Origin of the sequence: Microbispora sp. GKU 823 (genome assembly GCF_002027145.1) — a bacterium.
Taxonomy (GTDB): domain Bacteria; phylum Actinomycetota; class Actinomycetes; order Streptosporangiales; family Streptosporangiaceae; genus Microbispora; species Microbispora siamensis.
In genome coordinates, this window is the sequence record NZ_MWJN01000108.1 from 13,060 (window position 1) to 31,008 (window position 17,949).

15 protein-coding genes are annotated in these 17,949 nt (G+C 72.1%); 4 read left to right on the forward strand and 11 right to left on the reverse strand.

Translation table 11 applies throughout. The annotated features are described in order from the left end of the window. Window positions 1-170 precede the first annotated feature (170 nt). Window positions 171-1,568 (reverse strand): FAD-binding oxidoreductase, encoded by a 1,398-nt coding sequence (locus B1L11_RS36765; RefSeq protein WP_079319886.1) that lies wholly within the window; start codon window positions 1,566-1,568, stop codon window positions 171-173. A 196-nt stretch (window positions 1,569-1,764) separates the two neighbouring features. Here B1L11_RS36765 and B1L11_RS36770 point away from each other — a divergent pair, with 196 nt between their 5' ends. Continuing rightward, window positions 1,765-2,841: a GNAT family N-acetyltransferase gene (locus tag B1L11_RS36770; RefSeq protein ID WP_079319887.1), complete on the forward strand. Its 1,077-nt coding sequence runs from the start codon at window positions 1,765-1,767 to the stop codon at window positions 2,839-2,841. A gap of 70 nt (window positions 2,842-2,911) precedes the next feature. Here B1L11_RS36770 and B1L11_RS36775 read toward each other — a convergent pair whose 3' ends face one another. Further along, entirely contained in the window at window positions 2,912-3,478 is a 567-nt protein-coding gene (locus tag B1L11_RS36775) for a YciI family protein (RefSeq protein ID WP_239108857.1), read from the reverse strand. 37 nt (window positions 3,479-3,515) lie between these two features. On the opposite strand from B1L11_RS36775, the gene B1L11_RS36780 reads away from it, so the two are divergent. Then, window positions 3,516-4,418 (forward strand): hypothetical protein, encoded by a 903-nt coding sequence (locus tag B1L11_RS36780; protein WP_143737804.1) that lies wholly within the window; start codon window positions 3,516-3,518, stop codon window positions 4,416-4,418. 166 nt (window positions 4,419-4,584) lie between these two features. Here B1L11_RS36780 and pgl read toward each other — a convergent pair whose 3' ends face one another. From pgl to tkt, 6 genes are all read right to left on the reverse strand, one after another. Continuing rightward, on the reverse strand, window positions 4,585-5,364 hold the full coding sequence (gene pgl, locus B1L11_RS36785; RefSeq protein ID WP_079319890.1) for a 6-phosphogluconolactonase: 780 nt from the start codon (window positions 5,362-5,364) through the stop codon (window positions 4,585-4,587). Beyond that, the gene (locus B1L11_RS36790) at window positions 5,361-6,284 is read right to left on the reverse strand and encodes a glucose-6-phosphate dehydrogenase assembly protein OpcA (protein ID WP_079319891.1); all 924 of its coding nucleotides are present in this window, start codon (window positions 6,282-6,284) and stop codon (window positions 5,361-5,363) included. Before B1L11_RS36790 ends, pgl begins: the two co-directional genes overlap by 4 nt. Before the next feature lie 49 nt (window positions 6,285-6,333). Then, window positions 6,334-7,854: a glucose-6-phosphate dehydrogenase gene (zwf, locus tag B1L11_RS36795; protein WP_143737806.1), complete on the reverse strand. Its 1,521-nt coding sequence runs from the start codon at window positions 7,852-7,854 to the stop codon at window positions 6,334-6,336. Window positions 7,855-8,059: 205 nt separating this feature from the next. Further along, complete coding sequence (locus B1L11_RS36800) at window positions 8,060-9,685, reverse strand: glucose-6-phosphate isomerase (protein ID WP_079319893.1); 1,626 nt, start codon at window positions 9,683-9,685, stop codon at window positions 8,060-8,062. Between the two features lie 7 nt (window positions 9,686-9,692). Beyond that, window positions 9,693-10,796, reverse strand: coding sequence for a transaldolase (tal, locus tag B1L11_RS36805; RefSeq protein WP_079319894.1), 1,104 nt, complete (start codon window positions 10,794-10,796; stop codon window positions 9,693-9,695). 10 nt (window positions 10,797-10,806) lie between these two features. Next, a complete protein-coding gene (tkt, locus tag B1L11_RS36810; protein ID WP_079319895.1) occupies window positions 10,807-12,948 on the reverse strand; it encodes a transketolase in 2,142 nt (713 codons plus the stop codon). Between the two features lie 213 nt (window positions 12,949-13,161). On the opposite strand from tkt, the gene B1L11_RS36815 reads away from it, so the two are divergent. Beyond that, window positions 13,162-14,115 carry a heme o synthase gene (locus B1L11_RS36815; RefSeq protein WP_079319896.1) on the forward strand — a complete coding sequence of 318 codons (954 nt, stop codon included), beginning with the start codon at window positions 13,162-13,164 and terminating at the stop codon, window positions 14,113-14,115. A gap of 89 nt (window positions 14,116-14,204) precedes the next feature. Here B1L11_RS36815 and B1L11_RS36820 read toward each other — a convergent pair whose 3' ends face one another. From B1L11_RS36820 to B1L11_RS36830, 3 genes are all read right to left on the reverse strand, one after another. After that, complete coding sequence (locus B1L11_RS36820; RefSeq protein WP_079319897.1) at window positions 14,205-14,393, reverse strand: hypothetical protein; 189 nt, start codon at window positions 14,391-14,393, stop codon at window positions 14,205-14,207. A gap of 2 nt (window positions 14,394-14,395) precedes the next feature. Next, entirely contained in the window at window positions 14,396-14,794 is a 399-nt protein-coding gene (locus B1L11_RS36825) for a nuclear transport factor 2 family protein (protein ID WP_079319898.1), read from the reverse strand. Between the two features lie 268 nt (window positions 14,795-15,062). Beyond that, window positions 15,063-16,610, reverse strand: coding sequence for a N,N-dimethylformamidase beta subunit family domain-containing protein (locus tag B1L11_RS36830; RefSeq protein WP_143737805.1), 1,548 nt, complete (start codon window positions 16,608-16,610; stop codon window positions 15,063-15,065). Window positions 16,611-17,127: 517 nt separating this feature from the next. Between B1L11_RS36830 and B1L11_RS36835 the strand changes: the two genes are divergently transcribed. Next, on the forward strand, window positions 17,128-17,949 hold an 822-nt coding region (locus tag B1L11_RS36835), incomplete at its 3' end, for a PrsW family intramembrane metalloprotease (protein ID WP_256863209.1).

The window sequence follows — 17,949 nt, forward strand, 5'->3', positions numbered from 1 at the left end:
GGCCGCCGCCGAGGTCCACCGGCTCGGCGCCCGGCGCCAGCCGTACGAGGTCGGACTCGGCGCCGACGGCGGCGATCAGGCCGTCGCGGACGAGGACCGCCTCGGCGAAGCCGCCGGGGACGAAGACGCGGCCGCCGCGGAACAGAAGGGAGGAGCTCACGTGATGCCTTTCAGTGCCCGGTGATCTTGTCGGCGATCCTCGCCAGTACCGACGTCCTGGCCATGCCCCTGCTCTCGCGGGCGTCGGCCAGGCGGTAGAGACGGTACATCGAGTGGACGCCGAGCCAGCGCAGCGGTTCGGGCTCCCAGGCGCGCACCCGCCGGTCCACCCACGGCATCCGGGTCAGGTCGGAGTCGCGGCGCAGCACCAGGTCGCACAGCGTGCGCCCGGCCAGGTTGGTGGTGGTCACGCCGTGGCCCGTGTAGCCGCCCGCCCAGCCGAGGCCGGTCGCGGGGTCCAGGTGGACGGCCGAGCACCAGTCGCGCGGCACGCCGAGCACGCCCGACCAGGCGTGCTCGACCCGCGACCCGGCGACCGCGGGGAAGAACGCGACCAGCAGCTCCCACAGCGCGTCCACGGTCCAGGCGTGTGTGTGCCCCCGCTCGTCGATCCTCGACCCGTACAGGTAGGGCCTGCCGCGCCCGCCGAAGGCGATGCGGTCGTCGGCCGTCCGCTGGGCGTACATGTAGTAGTGCGCCATGTCGCCGAGCAGCTCGCGGCCCTGCCAGCCGATCTCCGCCCAGACCTGCTCGGGCAGCGGCTCGGTGACGATCATGGAGCTGTTCATCGGCAGCCAGTCGCGGTGGTGACCGGCGATGGTGGCGGTGAACCCCTCGGTGCAGCGCAGCACGTGGTCCGCCCGGACGGTCCCGTACGGGGTGACCGCCCGGCCTTGAGCGATCTCGGTGACCGGGGTCCGCTCGTAGATCTCGACGCCCAGGTCCCGTACGGCCCGCGCCAGGCCGCGGACGAGCTTGGCCGGCTGGATCCTGGCACAGTGCGGGCTCCAGGTGGCCCCGGTGGCTCCCGCAACCCGCAGCCGGTCGTTCATCTCGTCGGTGGTCAGCAGCCGGACGTCGTCGGCGTCCCAGCCCCAGGCGCGCTGGCCCGCCAGCTCCTCGCGCAGCCGCAGGTCCTGCGCCGGGCCGCGGGCGACGGTGAGCAGGCCGCCCTTGACGATGTCCGCGTCGATGCCCTCCTCGCGGGCGACGCGGATGACCTCGTCGATGGCCTCGAACATCGCGCGCTGCAGCCGCCGGGCCCCGTCCGGGCCGTGGGTCTTGGCGTACCGCTCGGGCGAGCCGGCCAGCGCGCCGGTCAGCCAGCCGCCGTTGCGTCCCGAGGCGCCGAAGCCCGCGAACTCCTTCTCCAGCACGACGACCCGCAGCGACGGGTCGGCCTTCTTCAGGTAGTAGGCGGTCCACAGTCCCGTGTAGCCCGCGCCGACCACGGCCACGTCGGCCTGCAGGTCGCCGCCGAGCGGCTCTCCGGGCGCGGGCACCCCCAGAGACCGGTACCAGAAGGACACCTCACCGTTGACGAATCCGGGGGACAGGGGAGCGGTCATGGTGCACATCCTGCTATATCCGTGCTCATCTCGCCATTCGGCGACGGATGTCGTGGAGATCCGTGGAGACACATGCGGATAACCGTAGTCGTAACGTGCTCCATCGGAAGGAAACGATCGGCTCACCGCTGTGTAGCAGACGTGTAACAACGCTCCGGCACTCTGAAGACCGGTGCAACGGAGGGAGCGGATACCGATGGGGTTCTTCCGGATTCGTACGACCGTGGACGAGCGGCCCGGGCGGCTGGCGTCGCTGGCGACCGCCCTGGCCGACAAGGGCGGCAACATCCTGGGCCTGTCGGTGCAGCCCGACACGGACGGCACGGTCGACGAGTTCGTCACGGACATCCCCGCCTCCCCCGAGGCCGTACGCGAGGCGCTGGAGGCCGCGGGCGGGAGGCGGGTGCGGATCGTGCCCGCCACCGCGCACGAACTGACCGACGAGCCGACGCGTACGCTGCTGCTCGCCGCCCGGCTGCGCTCGGCTCCGTGGCGCCTGCCGGAGATCCTGGGCGAACTGCTGCGCGCCGACGACGCTCGCTGGGTGTACGGCGCGACCGCCGTACGCGCGCCGAACGAGGACGGCGAGCGGGAGAAGGGGGAGGCTTCGGAGCTGCCCGACCCGACCCTGCTGGTGGTGCCCGTGGCGCCGCGGCGGTCGATCCGGCTGCGCCGCTCCGGGCTGCCGTTCACCCTGACCGAGGCGGCCCGCGCCGCCGCGATGGTGAGGCTGGCGCAGCCGCCGGCGGAACCGTCCGCGGCCGAGGGGCCGGTGCGGCTCGCCGACGGCGCGGAGGTGCAGGTCAAGCCGCTGACCTCGCTCTACCGCGAGGCGCTGCGCGACCTGCACGAGCGCTGCTCACCCGAGACGCGCAGGTTCCGCTACTTCACCGCCAACCCCACCCTGCCGCCGCGCACGTTCGACCGGCTGTGCGACCGGGCCCGCGGCCAGTCGCTCGTCGCGGGCCACGACGGCCAGGTCGTCGCGCTCGCGTCGCTGATGTTCACCGCGGACCCCGGCATCGCGGAGATCGCCTTCCTCGTGGAGGACCGCTGGCAGGGCCGGGGGCTCGGCGGCCGGCTGGCCCGGATGCTCCTCGCCCAGGCGAGGGACCTCGGCTTCGCCGAGGTGCGGGCGACCCTCCTGTACGACAACACGCGCATGCGCAGGCTGCTCGGCTCCCTCGGCGCGACGCTCACCCACACCGAGGATCCCGGTGTGATGGAGGCGCGGATCGCCGTGGGCGTGATGGCGACGGCTTCCCCGAGCTGACGCCCTCACGGGTGATCCTCCTGGTCCGGCGTAGCTCAGGGCGCCGGACCAGGACGGGTCGCCGCGGTTCTCACCGCCGCCCGCCGAACTCCCAGTCGTGCACCTCGATGTCGGCGTACCGGTCCCTGGTCAGGACGGCGCGTGCCGCGTCCGGGTCCGGCGCCCGGACCAGCACCGCCGTACCCAGCCAGGCGGCGCCGTCGTCGGACAGCAGCGGCCCGTACGCGATCAGCTCGTCCCGGTCCGGCGGCGGGACGAGGTCGGCGGCCTCCCCGGAGCCCAGGCCCAGCACCAGATATCGGTTGCCGCCGTCCCTGCCGCCGGGGAAGTCCCACATGGTGCGCCCCAGCACGTTGCGCCATCGCCGTACCATCACGTCCCGGTACACACCGGCCTGGTAGTTGGGCTCGTCGAAGGCGAACGCACGCGCCGTCGCGAGATCCGGTAAGTCGACGATGTGCACGCTGCCGGTGGCGATGTCGGTGACGCGGTCGAAGGTCGGGCCGCGGGCGATCATCTCCGCGTCGTACCGGTCCATGTAGGACCAGTGCTCTTCCAGCAGTTCGTCGCGCAGCGCCCCCGAGCCGGGCCGATCGCGGTGATAACAGAAGAACTCCACGCGGAGAGTACCTACCATGGTGGACCACCACGGGGAACTCAGGTACAGGTGGTCTGTGGACTTCGACGAGGCGGCCGACCGGCTCTACGGCATGGTGCCCGAGGAGTTCACCTCGGCCCGCGACGCGCTGGCCAAGGAGGCGAAGGCGGGCGGCGACGCCGCGCTGGCCAAGCGGATCAAGACGCTGCGCAAGCCCACGGTCGTGGCCTGGGCCGTCAACCGGACGGCCCGGGAACGGGGCCAGGAGCTCGGCCGGCTGCTCGACCTCGGCCGTCGGCTGCGGGACGCGTGGCGAACCCAGGACGCCGACGCCCTGGCCGAGGCGGGCCGCGAACGGACCCCGCTCATCGCCCGTCTCGTCCGGTCCGTACGTGAGGAGGCGGAGGCGGCCGGGCATCCGCTGGGCTCCACGGCCGACCTGGAGATCGAGCAGACCCTCGACGCCGCCGTGGTGGACGAGGACGCGGCCGAACAGGTGCGCCTGGGCCGGCTGACCCGCCCCCTGAGCTACAGCGGCTTCACGCCCGCACCCGTCGTACGGCCCGCACCCGTCGTACGGCCCGCACCCGAACCGGCGGCGCGCAAGCAGCCCGCGCCGAAGGCCGAACGCGACGAGGCAGAGCGGGAACGGCGCAAAGCGGAGCGGGAGCGCCGGATCAAGGAGCTGGAAGACGCCCTCGCCGAGGCCGAGCAGGCCGCGCGCGAGGCGGAGCGGGGCCGCGCCGACTGGGAGGCCGAGCGGGCCGAGGCCGTACGCGAGCACGAGCGGCGCGCGGCCAAGGTCGAGACGCTCACGGCCAAGCTGGCCAAGGCCAAGGACAGGCTGAACGCGGCCGAACACCGGCTGGAGGTCGCCCGCCGCGAGGAGACGAACGCCGAACGCGCCGCCCGGTCCGCGCGCCAGCGCGCCGACCAGGCCCGTGCCGCCCTCGAAGAGGCCCGATCCGCCCACGAATGACGGCGCGGCAGGGAAGGAGCGGAGCGGGCTTCGCGAGGACCGGAGCTTCCGCCCGGCGCAGTGACGTCTCACAGTGGGCGGTGCTGCCTCACCTTGGTGACTTCTCATACCGGAACGCCGGGCGGGGGCGGTGTGCCCCGGCCCGGCCGTTCCGATGTGATCTCCGTCAGGGGGAGGCGATCCGCCCCAGCGACGGTGGGATCTTGTGCGCGGCGGCGCGGTCGAGCAGGAACAGTGTGCGCTGCCGCCCGCGCGCCCCGGCGGCCGGCACCTGGAACGGTCCGGCGTCGGACAGCGCCATCCTGACGGCCTGCGCCTTCTCCTCGCCCGCCGCGACGACCCAGACCTCCCTGGCGGCCCGCAGCGCGGGGAACGTCAGCGAGACCCGGGTCGGCGGCGGCTTGGGGGAGCCGTGCACGGACACGACCGGCCGGTCCTCCTCGTAGACGGCCGGCTGGCCCGGGAACAGCGAGGCCACGTGGCCGTCGGGGCCCATGCCGAGCAGCAGCACGTCGAACGAGGGCACCGGCCCGTGGTCCTCCGGCCTGGCCGCCTTGGCCAGCTCCACCGCGTACGCGTCGGCGGCCTCCTCGGCGGTCATCCCCGAGTCGGGGCCGGGCATCGGATGCACCCGCGCCGGGTCCACGTCTACGTGGTCGAGCAGGGCCTGGCGTGCCCCGGTCTCGTTGCGTTCGGGATGGCCGGTCGGCAGGAACCGCTCGTCACCCCACCAGATGTCGAGCGCCCGCCAGTCGATGGCGTCGTGCGCCGCCGTCCCCGCGAGTGCGGCGAGCGTCGCGATGCCCACGGTGCCGCCGGTCAGCACCAGGTGCGCGGAACCGCGGGCCGCCTGCGTGTCCACCAGCCGCGTGATGAGGCGGGCGGCCACGGCCTGGGCCAGCAGTTCGGCGTCGCGGTGGACGATGACGGTGGGAACGCCGGTCACGTCCGTCCCCGCCCCTTCATCTCCGCCAGGCGGCGGATCGAGGCGGCGTAGATGTCGTCCGGGTCGAGCCTGCGCAGCTCCTCGGCCAGCAGCTCCGAGGTCGGCCTGCGGGCCAGGGCGACCCGCCGGTCGGGGTTGCCGGGCCGCGACAGCGTGGCGAGCCTGGCGTCGCTCCTGCTCACCGTCAGCTCTCCGCCACCCTCGATCGACAGCCGCACGCCCGTCAGGCCGGGGCCACCGGAGCCGACGACCTCGATCGGCGCCTCCAGCCGGTCGCACAGCCAGGCGGCGAGCAGCGGCGCGCTGGGGTTGCCCGCCGCGGCCTCCACCACGCCCCCGGTGATCTTCCCCATGGGCTGGTCGAAGGCGGCGGCCAGCAGGCTGCGCCACGGCGTGAGCCGGGTCCAGGCCAGGTCGGTGTCGCCGGGGACGTAGCTGCCGGCCCGCGAGGAGATGGCGGCGACCGCGTCCGCGGCCGACCTGGCGTCCATGATCCGGCGGCTGCCCAGGTGCCCGATCGGGTGCTTGGCGGGGATCTCCGGGCACTCGCCCGGCCACCACACCACCACCGGCGTGTCGGTGAGCAGCAGCGGCGTGATCACCGAGTCGGCGTGCTCGGTCAGCTCGCCGTACAGGCGCAGCAGCACGACCTCGCCCGGCGCCGACTCGCCCACGCGGATCTCCGCGTCCAGCCGGTTGGGCTCGGCCGGGTCGCGGATGATCACCATGAGGATGCGCGAGGGGTGCTCGCGCGCCGCCTCGGTGGCCGCGCGCAGGGCGTCGTACTGCCCCGCCTCGTCCACCACCACGACGAGGGTCAGCACCATGCCGACGGCGGGCGCGCCCATCTGGTGCCGCAGCCGGGTGAGCGTCGAAGAGATCTTCGACGCGGTCGTCTCGGTCAGGTTGAAGGTCGTCACACCGCTCTCCGCTCGCTCCACCCCGGACGCGCCTCGCTGACAGCCATGCTCACAGCCGCCTCCAGGCGCGTCCGTCCCTGGCCAGCATCGCGTCGGCCGAGGCGGGGCCCCAGGAACCGGACGCGTACCCCTCGGGCTTGCCGTGGGAGGCCCAGAACTCCTCGATCGGGTCGAGGATGTTCCACGACAGCTCCACCTCCCGCTGGTGCGGGAACAGCGGCGGGTCGCCGATGAGCACGTCGAGCAGCAGCCGCTCGTACGCCTCGGGGGAGGACTCCATGAACGACTCGCCGTAGGCGAAGTCCATGTTGACGTCCCTGACCTCCATGGCCGTGCCCGGCACCTTGGAGCCGAAGCGCACGGTGATGCCCTCGTCCGGCTGGACGCGGATGACCAGCGCGTTGTGCCCGAGGATCTCGGTGTCGTCCTTGCTGAACGGCAGGTGCGGCGCCCGCTGGAAGACGACGGCCACCTCGGTCATCCGGCGGCTGAGCCGCTTGCCCGTACGCAGGTAGAACGGCACCCCGGCCCACCGGCGGTTGGCCACCTCCAGCTTCACCGCGGCGTACGTCTCTGTGGTGGAGTCGGGGGAGATGCCCTGCTCCTCCAGGTAGCCGACGACGGGCTCGCCGCCCTGCCAGCCCCTGACGTACTGACCACGGGCGGTGCCGGTGGCCAGGTCGGCGGGCAGCTTGACGGCGCGCAGCACCTTCTCCTTCTCCCGGCGCAGCGCGTCGGCGTCGAAGGAGGTGGGGTCCTCCATCGCGACCAGCGCGAGGAGCTGGAGCAGGTGGTTCTGGATCACGTCACGGGCCGCGCCGATGCCGTCGTAGTAGCCGGCCCGGCCGCCGATGCCGATGTCCTCGGCCATCGTGATCTGGACGTGGTCGACGTAGCCCCGGTTCCAGATCGGCTCGTACAGCGTGTTGGCGAAGCGGAGCGCCAGGATGTTCTGGACGGTCTCCTTGCCGAGGTAGTGGTCGATCCGGAAGACCGAGCTCTCCGGGAACACCGCGCTGGTGATCTCGTTGAGCTCCCTGGCGCTCTTCAGGTCGTGCCCGAACGGCTTCTCGATGACGACCCGGCGCCAGGCGCCCTCGGGCGCCTTGGCCAGGTTCGTCCGCTTGAGCTGCTCGATCACGACCGGGAAGAACTTCGGCGGCACCGACAGGTAGAACGCGTAGTTGCCGCCGGTGCCCCGGGTCTCGTCGATCTCCTTGAGCATCATGGCGAGCACGTCGAAGGCGCCGTCGTCGTTGAACTCGCCCGGGCAGAAGTGGATGCCCTCGCTGAGCTGCTTCCAGACCTCCTCGCGGAACGGCGTCCGCGCGTGCTCCTTGACCGCTTCGTACGTGACCTGGGCGAAGTCCTCGTGCGCCCAGTCGCGGCGGGCGAAGCCGACCAGGGAGAAGCCCGGGGGCAGCAGCCCCCGGTTCCCCAGGTCGTAGATCGCCGGCAGCAGCTTGCGCTTGGCGAGGTCACCCGTGACGCCGAACAGCACGAGCACGCAGGGCCCGGCGACCCGGGGCAGGCGCCGGTCGCGCGGGTCGCGCAGCGGGTTGGCGGCCATGGTCAGCTCGGTGGTCGCGGTCGTGGCGGCCTGAGCGGCGGCCAGCACCGCCTGCTCGGCGCTCGTCAGCTCGTCCCCCGCCTGCTGCACGGCGCCGCGCGCCTCCGGCGCCTGCCGGGCGTCGTCGGCGGGGGCCTGCGGCTCCTGTTGCTCCGTCATGTGTCCTCCCTGCGGACGGGCCCTTCGCCAGTAACGCATCGCATGGTCAGAGCTCCTCCGCCACGGAGAGCAGGTGCCTGACCCCGGCGACGCGGTCGGTGAGGTGCAGGCGCACGGCCGGCCTGCCGCGGGAGGTCAGGGCTCCCAGGTCGCCCAGCGCCTGCGCGAGCTGCAGCCTGCCCAGCGTGTAAGGCTTGCCGGGGACGTCGACGTCGTCGGTCACCGCCCCGGTGATCTGCAGGAACACCCCCGACGCCGGCCCGCCCTTGTGGTACTGCCCGGTGGAGTGCAGGAAGCGCGGGCCCCAGCCGAACGTGACCGCGTGGTCGGTGCGGTAGTCGAGCAGCGCCCGCAGCGTGGCGACGTCGGCGCTCGCCCAGGTCTCGGTCATCTCCTCGAAGGACGCCTCGCCGACGACCGCCGCGTCGAACGCGGCCTCGCGGTCGAGGTACGCCATGATCGCCAGGTAGCCGCGCTCCGGAATGGCGCGCAGCAGCCAGGTGAGGACGTCGGCCAGGTTCTTCAGGTCGCCGGGCAGGTCGCCGTACACCTCGACCGGGCCGTCGGTGAGCACCGGGGTGCCGGTCGGCAGCGGGCCGTCCCCGGCCTCCTGCAGGATCCGGGTGGTGTTCTCCTTCGACTCGGCGACGTTCGGCTGGTCGAACGGGTTGATCCCGAGCACCCGGCCGGCGACGGCCGTGGCGTACTCCCAGACGAGGAACTGCGCGCCGAGCGGGCCGTCGACGGTCGTGCCGCTGTCGGGCCCGATGGTGACGAGGAACTGGTCGTCGGCCTCGGCGGCCTCGGCGCCGACGACGGGCAGGATCCCCTTGCCCTCCTTGCCGGTCGACTCGGCGATGAGCTGCTCGATCCAGTCGGGCAGGCCCGTGATGTCGGACGGCGCGTCGCGCAGGATCAGCTTGTCGCGCCCGTGCAGCGCCCGCGCGCCGAGCAGCGCGCCGAGCTCCAGGCCCGGGTTGCCCTCGTCCTGAGCGAGCAGCGGCGCCACCGCGGCGGCGTCGTCGAGCAGCCTGGCCACGTCGGCGCCCGCCAGGGCGCTCGGGACCAGGCCGAACGCGGTGAGCGCGCTGTAGCGGCCGCCCACGTTCGGGTCGGCGAGCACGACCGGGTATCCGGCCTCGATCGCCGTCCGCTCCAGCGGGGAGCCGGGGTCGGTGACGACCACGATCCGCTCGGCCGGGTCGATCCCCGCGTCGCGGAACGCCTGCTCGTAGACGCGCCGGTGGCTGTCGGTCTCGATCGTGCCGCCGCTCTTGCTCGCCACCACCACGATCGTGCGGTCGAGCCGGTCGGCGAGCGCGCGCCGCACCTGGTGCGGGTCGGTCGTGTCGAGGACGGTCAGCGGCACGTCCTCGGTGGCGCAGATCACCTCGGGAGCGAGGGAGGAGCCGCCCATGCCGGCGAGCACCACGTGGTCAAGGCCCTCGGCGCGGGCCCGCTCCACCAGCTTGGCGATCTCCGGCAGCAGTTCCCGGCTCGTGCCGGGCAGGCCCAGCCAGCCCAGCCGGATCGCGGCCTCGGACTGCGCCTGCGGGCCCCACAGGGTGGAGTCGCCCGCGGCGAGGGCCGCGGGCACCCCCTCGGCCACGAGCTTGTCCTTGACCGCCTTGACGGCGTCCGCCTCGTCGCCGAGGGTCACCTCGATTGTCATATGCAGCTCAGGCCTTCCGCAGCTCGCCGTCGACGGTTTCGAGAAGCTCGCTCCAGGACGTCTCGAACTTCTCGACGCCCTCCTCCTCCAGCGCGCGGACGACGTCGTCGTAGTCGATGCCGGCCTGCTTGAGCGAGGCCATGACGTCCCACGCCTGCTGGTAGAAGGGGCGGATCGTGTCGCCCGAGATCCGGCCGTGGTCGGCCGAGGAGTCCAGCGTCTTCTCCGGCATGGTGTTGACGACCCCGGCCGTGACCAGCTGCTCCACGTACAGCGTGTCGGGGTAGTCGGGGTTCTTCACGCCGGTGGAGGCCCACAGCGGGCGCTGCGGGTGCGCGCCGGCCGCCCGCAGCGCCTGCCAGCGCGGCGAGTTCATGACCTCCTCGTACGCGGCGTACGCCAGGCGGGCGTTGGCCACGGCGGCCTTGCCCTTCAGCTCGGCGGCCTCCGGCGTGCCGATCTTGTCGAGGCGCTTGTCGATCTCGGTGTCCACGCGGCTGACGAAGAACGACGCGACCGACTCGATCGTGGCCAGGTTGAGGCCGTTGGCCTTCGCCTTCTCCAGGCCGCTCAGCCAGGCGTCCATCACCTGGCGGTACCGCTCCAGCGAAAAGATCAGCGTGACGTTGACGCTGATGCCCTCGGAGATGGCCTGGGTGATCGCCGGCAGGCCCTCGACGGTCGCCGGGATCTTGATGTGCACGTTGGGCCGGTCGACCAGCCACCACAGCGCGCGGGCCTCGGCGATCGTCGCCTCGGTCTTGCGGGCCAGGCGCGGGTCCACCTCGATCGACACGCGCCCGTCGACGCCACGGGTGGCGTCGAAGACCGGCCGCAGCACGTCGGCCGCCCAGCGGATGTCGAACGTCGTGATCGCGCGTACGGCCTCCTCGACCGTCACGCCGCGGGTGGCGAGGTCGCGCAGTTGCGCGTCGTAGGCGTCGCCCTTGCTCAGCGCGGAAGCGAAGATCGTGGGGTTGGAGGTGACCCCCGTCACGTTCTTGTCGCGGATCAGGGCGGCGAGGTTGCCGGAGCGCAGCCGCTCCCGGCTGATGTCGTCGAGCCAGATGGAGACTCCGGCGTCCGTCAGCCGCTTCAGATTCTCATTCATCCTTCGTCCCTCAGTTTCCGGTCGTCTCGCCCTTGTCGGCGCCCGTCTTGGCCAGGCTGGCCTTGGCGGCGGCGACGACGCGGTCGGCGGTGAGGCCGAACTGCTCGTAGATCGTCTTGTACGGCGCGGAGGCGCCGAAGTGCTCGAGACCCAGGACCTCGCCCGCATCTCCCACGAACTCGCGCCAGCCCAGCGTGATTCCCGCCTCGACCGCGACCCGGGCCTTTACGGCGGGGGGCAGCACGGTCTGCTTGTAGGCGGCGTCCTGCTCCCGGAACCACTCCACGCACGGCATCGAGACCACGCGGGTCGGGATGCCCTGCGACTCCAGGATCGTGCGGGCCTCGACGGCGAGCTGGACCTCGCTGCCGGTGCCGATGATCACTACCTCGGGCTGGCCGTTGGACGCGTCCTGCAGGACGTAGCCGCCCCGCGCGACGGCGTCCGGGTCGCCCGTGCCGTCCAGGGTGGGGACGTTCTGCCGGGTCAGGGCGAGGCCCGCCGGGCGGTCGTTGTGCTCCAGGACGGCCTTCCACGCGGCCGCCGTCTCGTTGGCGTCGGCCGGGCGGACGACGTCCAGGCCGGGGATCGCGCGCAGCGCCCACAGGTGCTCGATCGGCTGGTGGGTCGGGCCGTCCTCGCCGAGGCCGATCGAGTCGTGCGTCCAGACGTAGGTCACCGGCAGCTTCATCAGCGCGGCGAGCCGCACCGACGGCCGCATGTAGTCGCTGAACACCAGGAACGTGCCGCCGTACGGGCGGGTGCCGTTGTGCAGCGCGATGCCGTTGAGGATCGCGCCCATGCCGTGCTCGCGGATGCCGAAGTGCAGCGTCCGGCCGTACCGGTTGCCGGGGAACTCCTTGGTCTGGTACTCGTCCGGGATGAAGGACGGCTCGCCCTTCATCGTGGTGTTGTTGGACTCCGCGAGGTCGGCCGAGCCGCCCCACAGCTCCGGCAGCACCGGCGCGAGCGCGCTCAGCACCTCGCCGGACGCCTTGCGGGTGGCGACCTGCGAGCCGATCTCGAACGACGGCAGCGCCTTGTCCCAGCCCTCCGGCAGCTTGCGCTTGGAGATGCGGTCGAACAGCTCCGCCCGCTCGGGGTTGGCCTCGCGCCAGCTCTGGTAGCCCTTGTCCCACTCGGCGCGCAGGGCCCGGCCGCGCGCGACCACCTCACGCGCGTGGTCCAGCACCTCGGCGGGCACCACGAAGCTCTTGTCGGGGTCCATGCCGAGGACGCGCTTGGTCGCGGCGACCTCCTCGGCGCCCAGGGCCGAGCCGTGGATCTTGCCGGTGTTCTGCTTGTTCGGCGCCGGCCAGCCGATGATCGTGCGGAGCTTGATGAACGTCGGCCGCTCGGTCTCGGCGCGGGCCGCCTCCAGCGCGTCGTACAGCGCCTGGACGTCCTCCTTGTACTCGCCGGTGGCGGTCCAGTCGACCTCCAGGACGTGCCAGCCGTACGCCTCGTAGCGCTTGGCGATGTCCTCGGACAGGGCGATCTGGGTGTCGTCCTCGATGGAGATGTGGTTGGAGTCGAAGACCACGGCGAGGTTGCCGAGCTTCTGGTGGCCGGCGAGGGCGCTGACCTCGTGGCTGATGCCCTCCTCGAGGTCACCCTCCGAGGCGAAGCACCAGATCATGTGGTCGAACGGCGAGGTGCCGGGCGCGGCGTCCGGGTCGAACAGGCCGCGCTCGCGGCGGGCCGCCATGGCCATGCCGACGGCGTTGCCGATGCCCTGGCCGAGCGGGCCGGTCGTGGTCTCCACACCGGCCGTGTGGCCGTACTCGGGGTGGCCCGGGGTGAGGCTGCCCCACTGCCGGAGCGCCTTGAGGTCGTCCAGGGTCAGGCCGTAGCCGGACAGGTAGAGCTGAATGTAGAGCGTCAGGCTCGAATGCCCGCAGGAGAGGACGAACCTGTCGCGTCCCGCCCACTTGGGATCCGAGGGGTCATGACGCAGGACCCGCTGGAAGAGAAGGTAGGCGGCGGGCGCGAGGCTCATCGCGGTGCCGGGGTGACCCGATCCCGCCTTCTCCACGGCGTCCATCGCCAGGGCCCGCACGACGTCGACCGCCTGCCGGTCAAGGTCACTCCACTCAAGGCTTGCGCTGCTCAACTGCTCGATCCCCTCTTGTTTTCGCGCCGGTTCTGGCATTTCCCGCCCACAGGGGACCCTAACGGGTTCCTCGTAATACCGTTTGGTAGCCACCTCGGTAACGGCGCCTGCGGCTTCGGCCCCGGTTCGGGGACCACCTGCGGTGGCGACTACAGTGATTTCGCAAGTGCCGGCTGCTGCCCGGAGACAGGCTGCCCGGAGATCCGCCCTAATCAGAGGTTACGCGTTGACCCCGCACGTGTTGGAAGCGCCTTGACGGTCCTGACGAACAAGCAGACGGCGGCCCCCCTCGGGTCCACCGCGACGGCCACGGCTCCCCGCTCCATCGGGGCGCTCGTGAAGGCCTACGTGGCGCTCACCAAGCCCCGGATCATCGAGCTGCTGCTGATCACGACCCTGCCGGTCATGTTCCTCGCGGCGCATGGCCTGCCCGACCTGTGGACCGCGGCCGCCACCATGGTGTTCGGCACCCTGTCGGCGGGCAGCGCGAACGTCCTGAACTGCTACATCGACCGGGACATCGACCGGACGATGCGGCGCACCCGCAGACGGCCGCTCGCCAAGCACGACGTGTCGCCGGCGGGCGCGCTGATATTCGGTGTGATTCTCGGCACTCTTTCCACGCTCGGCCTCGCCCTCGCGGTCAACGTACTGGCCGCGGCGCTGGCGCTGGGCGCGATCCTCTTCTACGTCTTCGTGTACTCGCTGGTGCTCAAGCGGCGTACGTCACAGAACATCGTGTGGGGCGGCATCGCCGGCTGCATGCCGGTGCTGATCGGCTGGGCCGGCATCACCGGAGGGCTGTCGTGGGCCCCGGTCGTGCTGTTCGGCGTCGTGTTCTTCTGGACGCCGCCGCACACCTGGACGCTCGCCATGCGCTACCGCGAGGACTACGCGGCGGCCGACGTGCCCATGCTCCCGGTCGTCACCACCGAGCGCCGGGTCGTCCAGCAGGTCGTCGCCTACACCTGGGCCACCGTGCTGTGCTCGCTGCTGCTGTGGCCGGTCGCCGGCACCTCCCTGCTCTATCCGGCCGCCGCGCTCGTGCTCGGCGCGGTCTGCCTGGTGGAGGTCTACCGCCTGCTCGGCCGGGTGAACGCCGGCAAGACCGGCGTCGACCTGCGCCCGATGCGGTTCTTCCACTGGTCGAACATCTACCTGGCGCTGCTGTTCCTCGCCGTCGCGCTCGACTCCCTGTTCGTCTGATTCACCCACGAGGTCCCGTCCGAGAGGAGTTCGGACGGGACCTCGTCCTTTGTTCCGGTCAGATGGTGATGACGACCTTGCCGATCGCCTTACCCGAGGCGCAGTGGCGGTAGGCGTCGTGAGCCTGCGTCGCCGCGGGCGATCATCAGTTCCTGGAAGCTCAGAGACGCCGCGCGTACGGCGACGACGACCTGACCGGCGCCGGGGACCGGGTCGGGGTGGTCTCTGATCGTCAGGCCCGCGAGCCCGGCGCCGCTGTCGAGGTGGTGGCCGCGCATGATCAGGCCCGGGCCTCGGAGTCGGTGGCGAGCGGGACGGGGGCGCCGGTCTTGCTGTAGCCGAGGGCCGCGACGATTCTCCCGTCACGGACCCGCATGAGGTTCACCCCGCGCACCGAGTCCTCGGGGCCGTCGCCGAACCGGTAGCGCCACAGAATCGTCGCGCGGTCGCCGTCGACCCAGACCTCTTCGGGCCCGAACTGGGTGGTGCGGTCGCCGGCGAGCGCCCGCCAGAACGTCAGGCACGCCTGGCGTCCCTCGACGCGCTCCCCGTCCGGAGCCGGCTGGATCGCCTCCATCACGCAGTCCTCGGCGATCAGGTCGTCGAGGATCTCGGGGTCGTGGCGGACGAACGCGTGGTTGAAGCGGTCGATGACCTCGGCCGTGGTTCGTTGCGGCACTTCGGCTCCTTGGAAGGGATAGAACGTTCGGTCTATAGCTTTATATCGACCGGTCGATCTACTCGTCAACGGGACCGAGGTCTGCGATCAGGTCGGATTCCTCGATCGGCAGCCCGGCAGACCAGCACGTCGAGGTCGCCACAGCGCAACCCGGCGCGATCCCGGCGAACGGGTCGACCTAGGAGGCCTGCCGGAGAGACGGGGGCTCCCGCCGCCTGGAAATGGGCGGAGCCCGGCCCGCAGCCGCTCCCTGGCGATGCCGTGAGCGTCAGCGGCGGTAGGTGCGGCGGACGTTGTCGTCGGGCGTGGGGAGGCGCTCGGCGGCGGGGCCCTCGGCGAAGCCCTTCAGCACGTTGGTCGTCGCCCTGGTGACGAAGGCCCGCGTACGGGCGTCGATCCCGTGGGCCCGCGGCAGGTCGCGGGTGCCCGCCATGAGCGTCTCGGCCCACCGCATGGTCCCCGAGGCGAACACCCCGGCCCCGCTCGGGACCGTGTAGTAGGCCGCGTCGGCGAAGCTGGGCCGCCCCACGCAGGTCACCGGCGAGTGGGCGAGGATCTGCAGCGGCCTGGGCGTCGGCACGTCCGTGTTCACCCGGTCGTATTCCACGCCCACCAGGTGCGGGAACGCGTCGCCGCGGCGCACGCCGGTGTCCGCGAAGATCCAGTGGCCGGGATCGTGCACCACGAACGGCGCGTCCACCGGATAGCCGTCGTAGTACACCCCGATGAGCGACGACTCGGGATCGGCCTTCGGCGCCGCCCTGAAGTCGGTCGTCGCCAGTGACGGGCGCGTGCGGACCAGCGGATCCTGGTCCACCGCGGTCTTGTAGCAGACCACCAGCCTGCCGTCCTCCTCCATCCGGACGCGGCGGTAGCAGGTGTTGGCGCCCAGGAAGGCCAGGTTGGCGCCCGCGTCGCGGGCCTCGGTCACCGTGCGGCGCACGCCGGGCGTCCAGTACTCGTCGTGCCCCAGGAAGATCACCGCGGCGGCGCCGCTGAGCACGTCGTCGCCGGCCTCCAGATCGCCGCCCGTCGTGTACGCCAGGGGCAGGCCGAGCCGTTCGGCCAGCGCCACCACCGGCCGCTCGTGGATGAGGAACTTCTCCATCCCGGTGCGGTCGTAGGGCCGGTCGAAGCTGACCGCGAGCGAGCGGCTCTCGTAGCGGCCGTCCTCGCCGTAGTAGAGGCTGTAGCCGCCCCACCGGTTGTACGCCTGCCAGGTGGGGGTGGCGTGGACCAGGACCGTGCGGCCGGCTCCGGAGGCCGAGCGCACGACCATCGGCACGTAGCGCTGGTGGCCGCGCTCGGTGTCCAGGCGCAGCAGGTACGCCCCCTCGGGCCAGCCTTCGGTGGAAACGCTCAGGGAGCGCCGCCACCCGGCCCGTATGGTGCGGGTGTCGCCGACGAGCCGTCCGCGGCCCTGGTCGCGTCCCCTCATCCACCCGGAACGCCACACCCGGCGGGCGAGTGTCCCGCCGTACCAGCCCATCCGGTAGGCCGTGACCCGATAGCGGCCCTCGGTGGTGGAGACGTGCAGCCCGAACGTCTCCCCGGGCAGCACGCTCGCGCGGTCGCTGTAGCCCTCGATCGCCTCGTCGGGGCCGCGCCTGCGCACCCGCCAGTCGGGGTCGCCCGGCTGCAGCCGTTCCGGCACCGGCTTCCCGGCCGCCGTGGGGGCGGGAGAGGGCGCGGGGGAGGCGGGAGCGGAGGCTTCCCGGGACCCGGGCGCGCATGCGGCGACCGAGCCGACGGCGGCGGCGCACGCGACACGGAGGAAACCGCGTCGTCCGAGCCCGCCACGTGGTGCGACATCCATGATCGCCCATTGTGCCCGCAACCGGGACGTGCTCGGGACGGACGGCACGCCCCGGCCTGCGAGATACTTGCCCCGGCACGGAATGCGTGGGGATCTTTTGGGGCCGGAGGAGGACCTCGGCGGGCGTGGTCGGTTACAGTCGCACAGTGGCAGGCCTCGACCCCCGCGCCGTTCTCAGGGAGCGTCCGTCCATCGGCCTCATCGTGGGTCTGGTCGTCGCCGGAATCTGCGCCCTCGTGTCGTTCTCCTTCGACATCATCAACGGCGAGCCGGTCCAGTTCTTCATCGCGCTCGGGCTCGCCGTGGCCCCCGTGCCGCTGCTGCTCGCGGGCGTGCTCGCTTTGGACCGGATGGAGCCGGAGCCACGCAGCAACCTGATCTTCGCGTTCGCCTGGGGCGCCGGCATCGCCGTCCTGCTCGCCGGTGTGCTCAACTCGCTCAACCTCGTCTACGTGGCCCATCAGCTCGGGGACACGACCAGCGCGCGCAATCTCGTCGCGACGTTCGGCGCCCGCCCGTGGAGGAGACGGCCAAGGGGCTGGTCCTGCTCGGGTTGCTGTGGTTCCGGCGGCAGGAGCTGGACGGGCCCACCGACGGGATCATTTACGCCAGCATGGTCGGGCTCGGCTTCGCCATGTCGGAGAACGTCAGCTACTACCTGGCCGCCCTGGAGGAGAACGGGGCGCAGGGGCTGGCCGCCACGCTCGTGCTGCGGGCCGTGCTGTCGCCGTTCGCCCATCCGCTGTTCACCTCCCTGATCGGCATCGCGGTGGCGTACGCCGCCCAGCGCGGGGGCGCGGTGGGGGTCGTCGTCATCGTCATCGGGTGGATCGGCGCCATGCTGCTGCACGGCCTCTGGAACGGCTTCGCCTCCTTCGGCGGCCTCGGCGGGCTCGCCATCGCCTACCTGCTGCTGATGATCCTGCTCATCGTCGAGATCATCGTGATCTTCCGGGACAGACGGCGGATCGTCGGCCTGATCCAGCACTACCTGCCGCCGTACGAGCGCAACGGGCTGATCAACCAGGCCGACATCTTCATGCTGTCGTCCCTGCGCCGGCGGCGGCAGGCCAGGGCGTGGGCCAAGGCCCACGGCGGCAGGGCCGGGGCACGGGCGATGATCGACTATCAGGTCGCCTCCACCGAGCTCGGGCTGCTGCACGCCCGCGCGGCCCGGGGCGGGGTGGACGAGGAGACCTTCCGCGCCCAGCAGCGGTCGCTCGCGGACCTCATGGCCTACGCCCGGATGTCGTTCCCGCTGCCGTGCGCGGCTTCGGGCCGTAGCCCTGGTCCTGCGGTCCCGTGGGCAGGTCAGGCGCGTGCTCCATGTCCCACACGC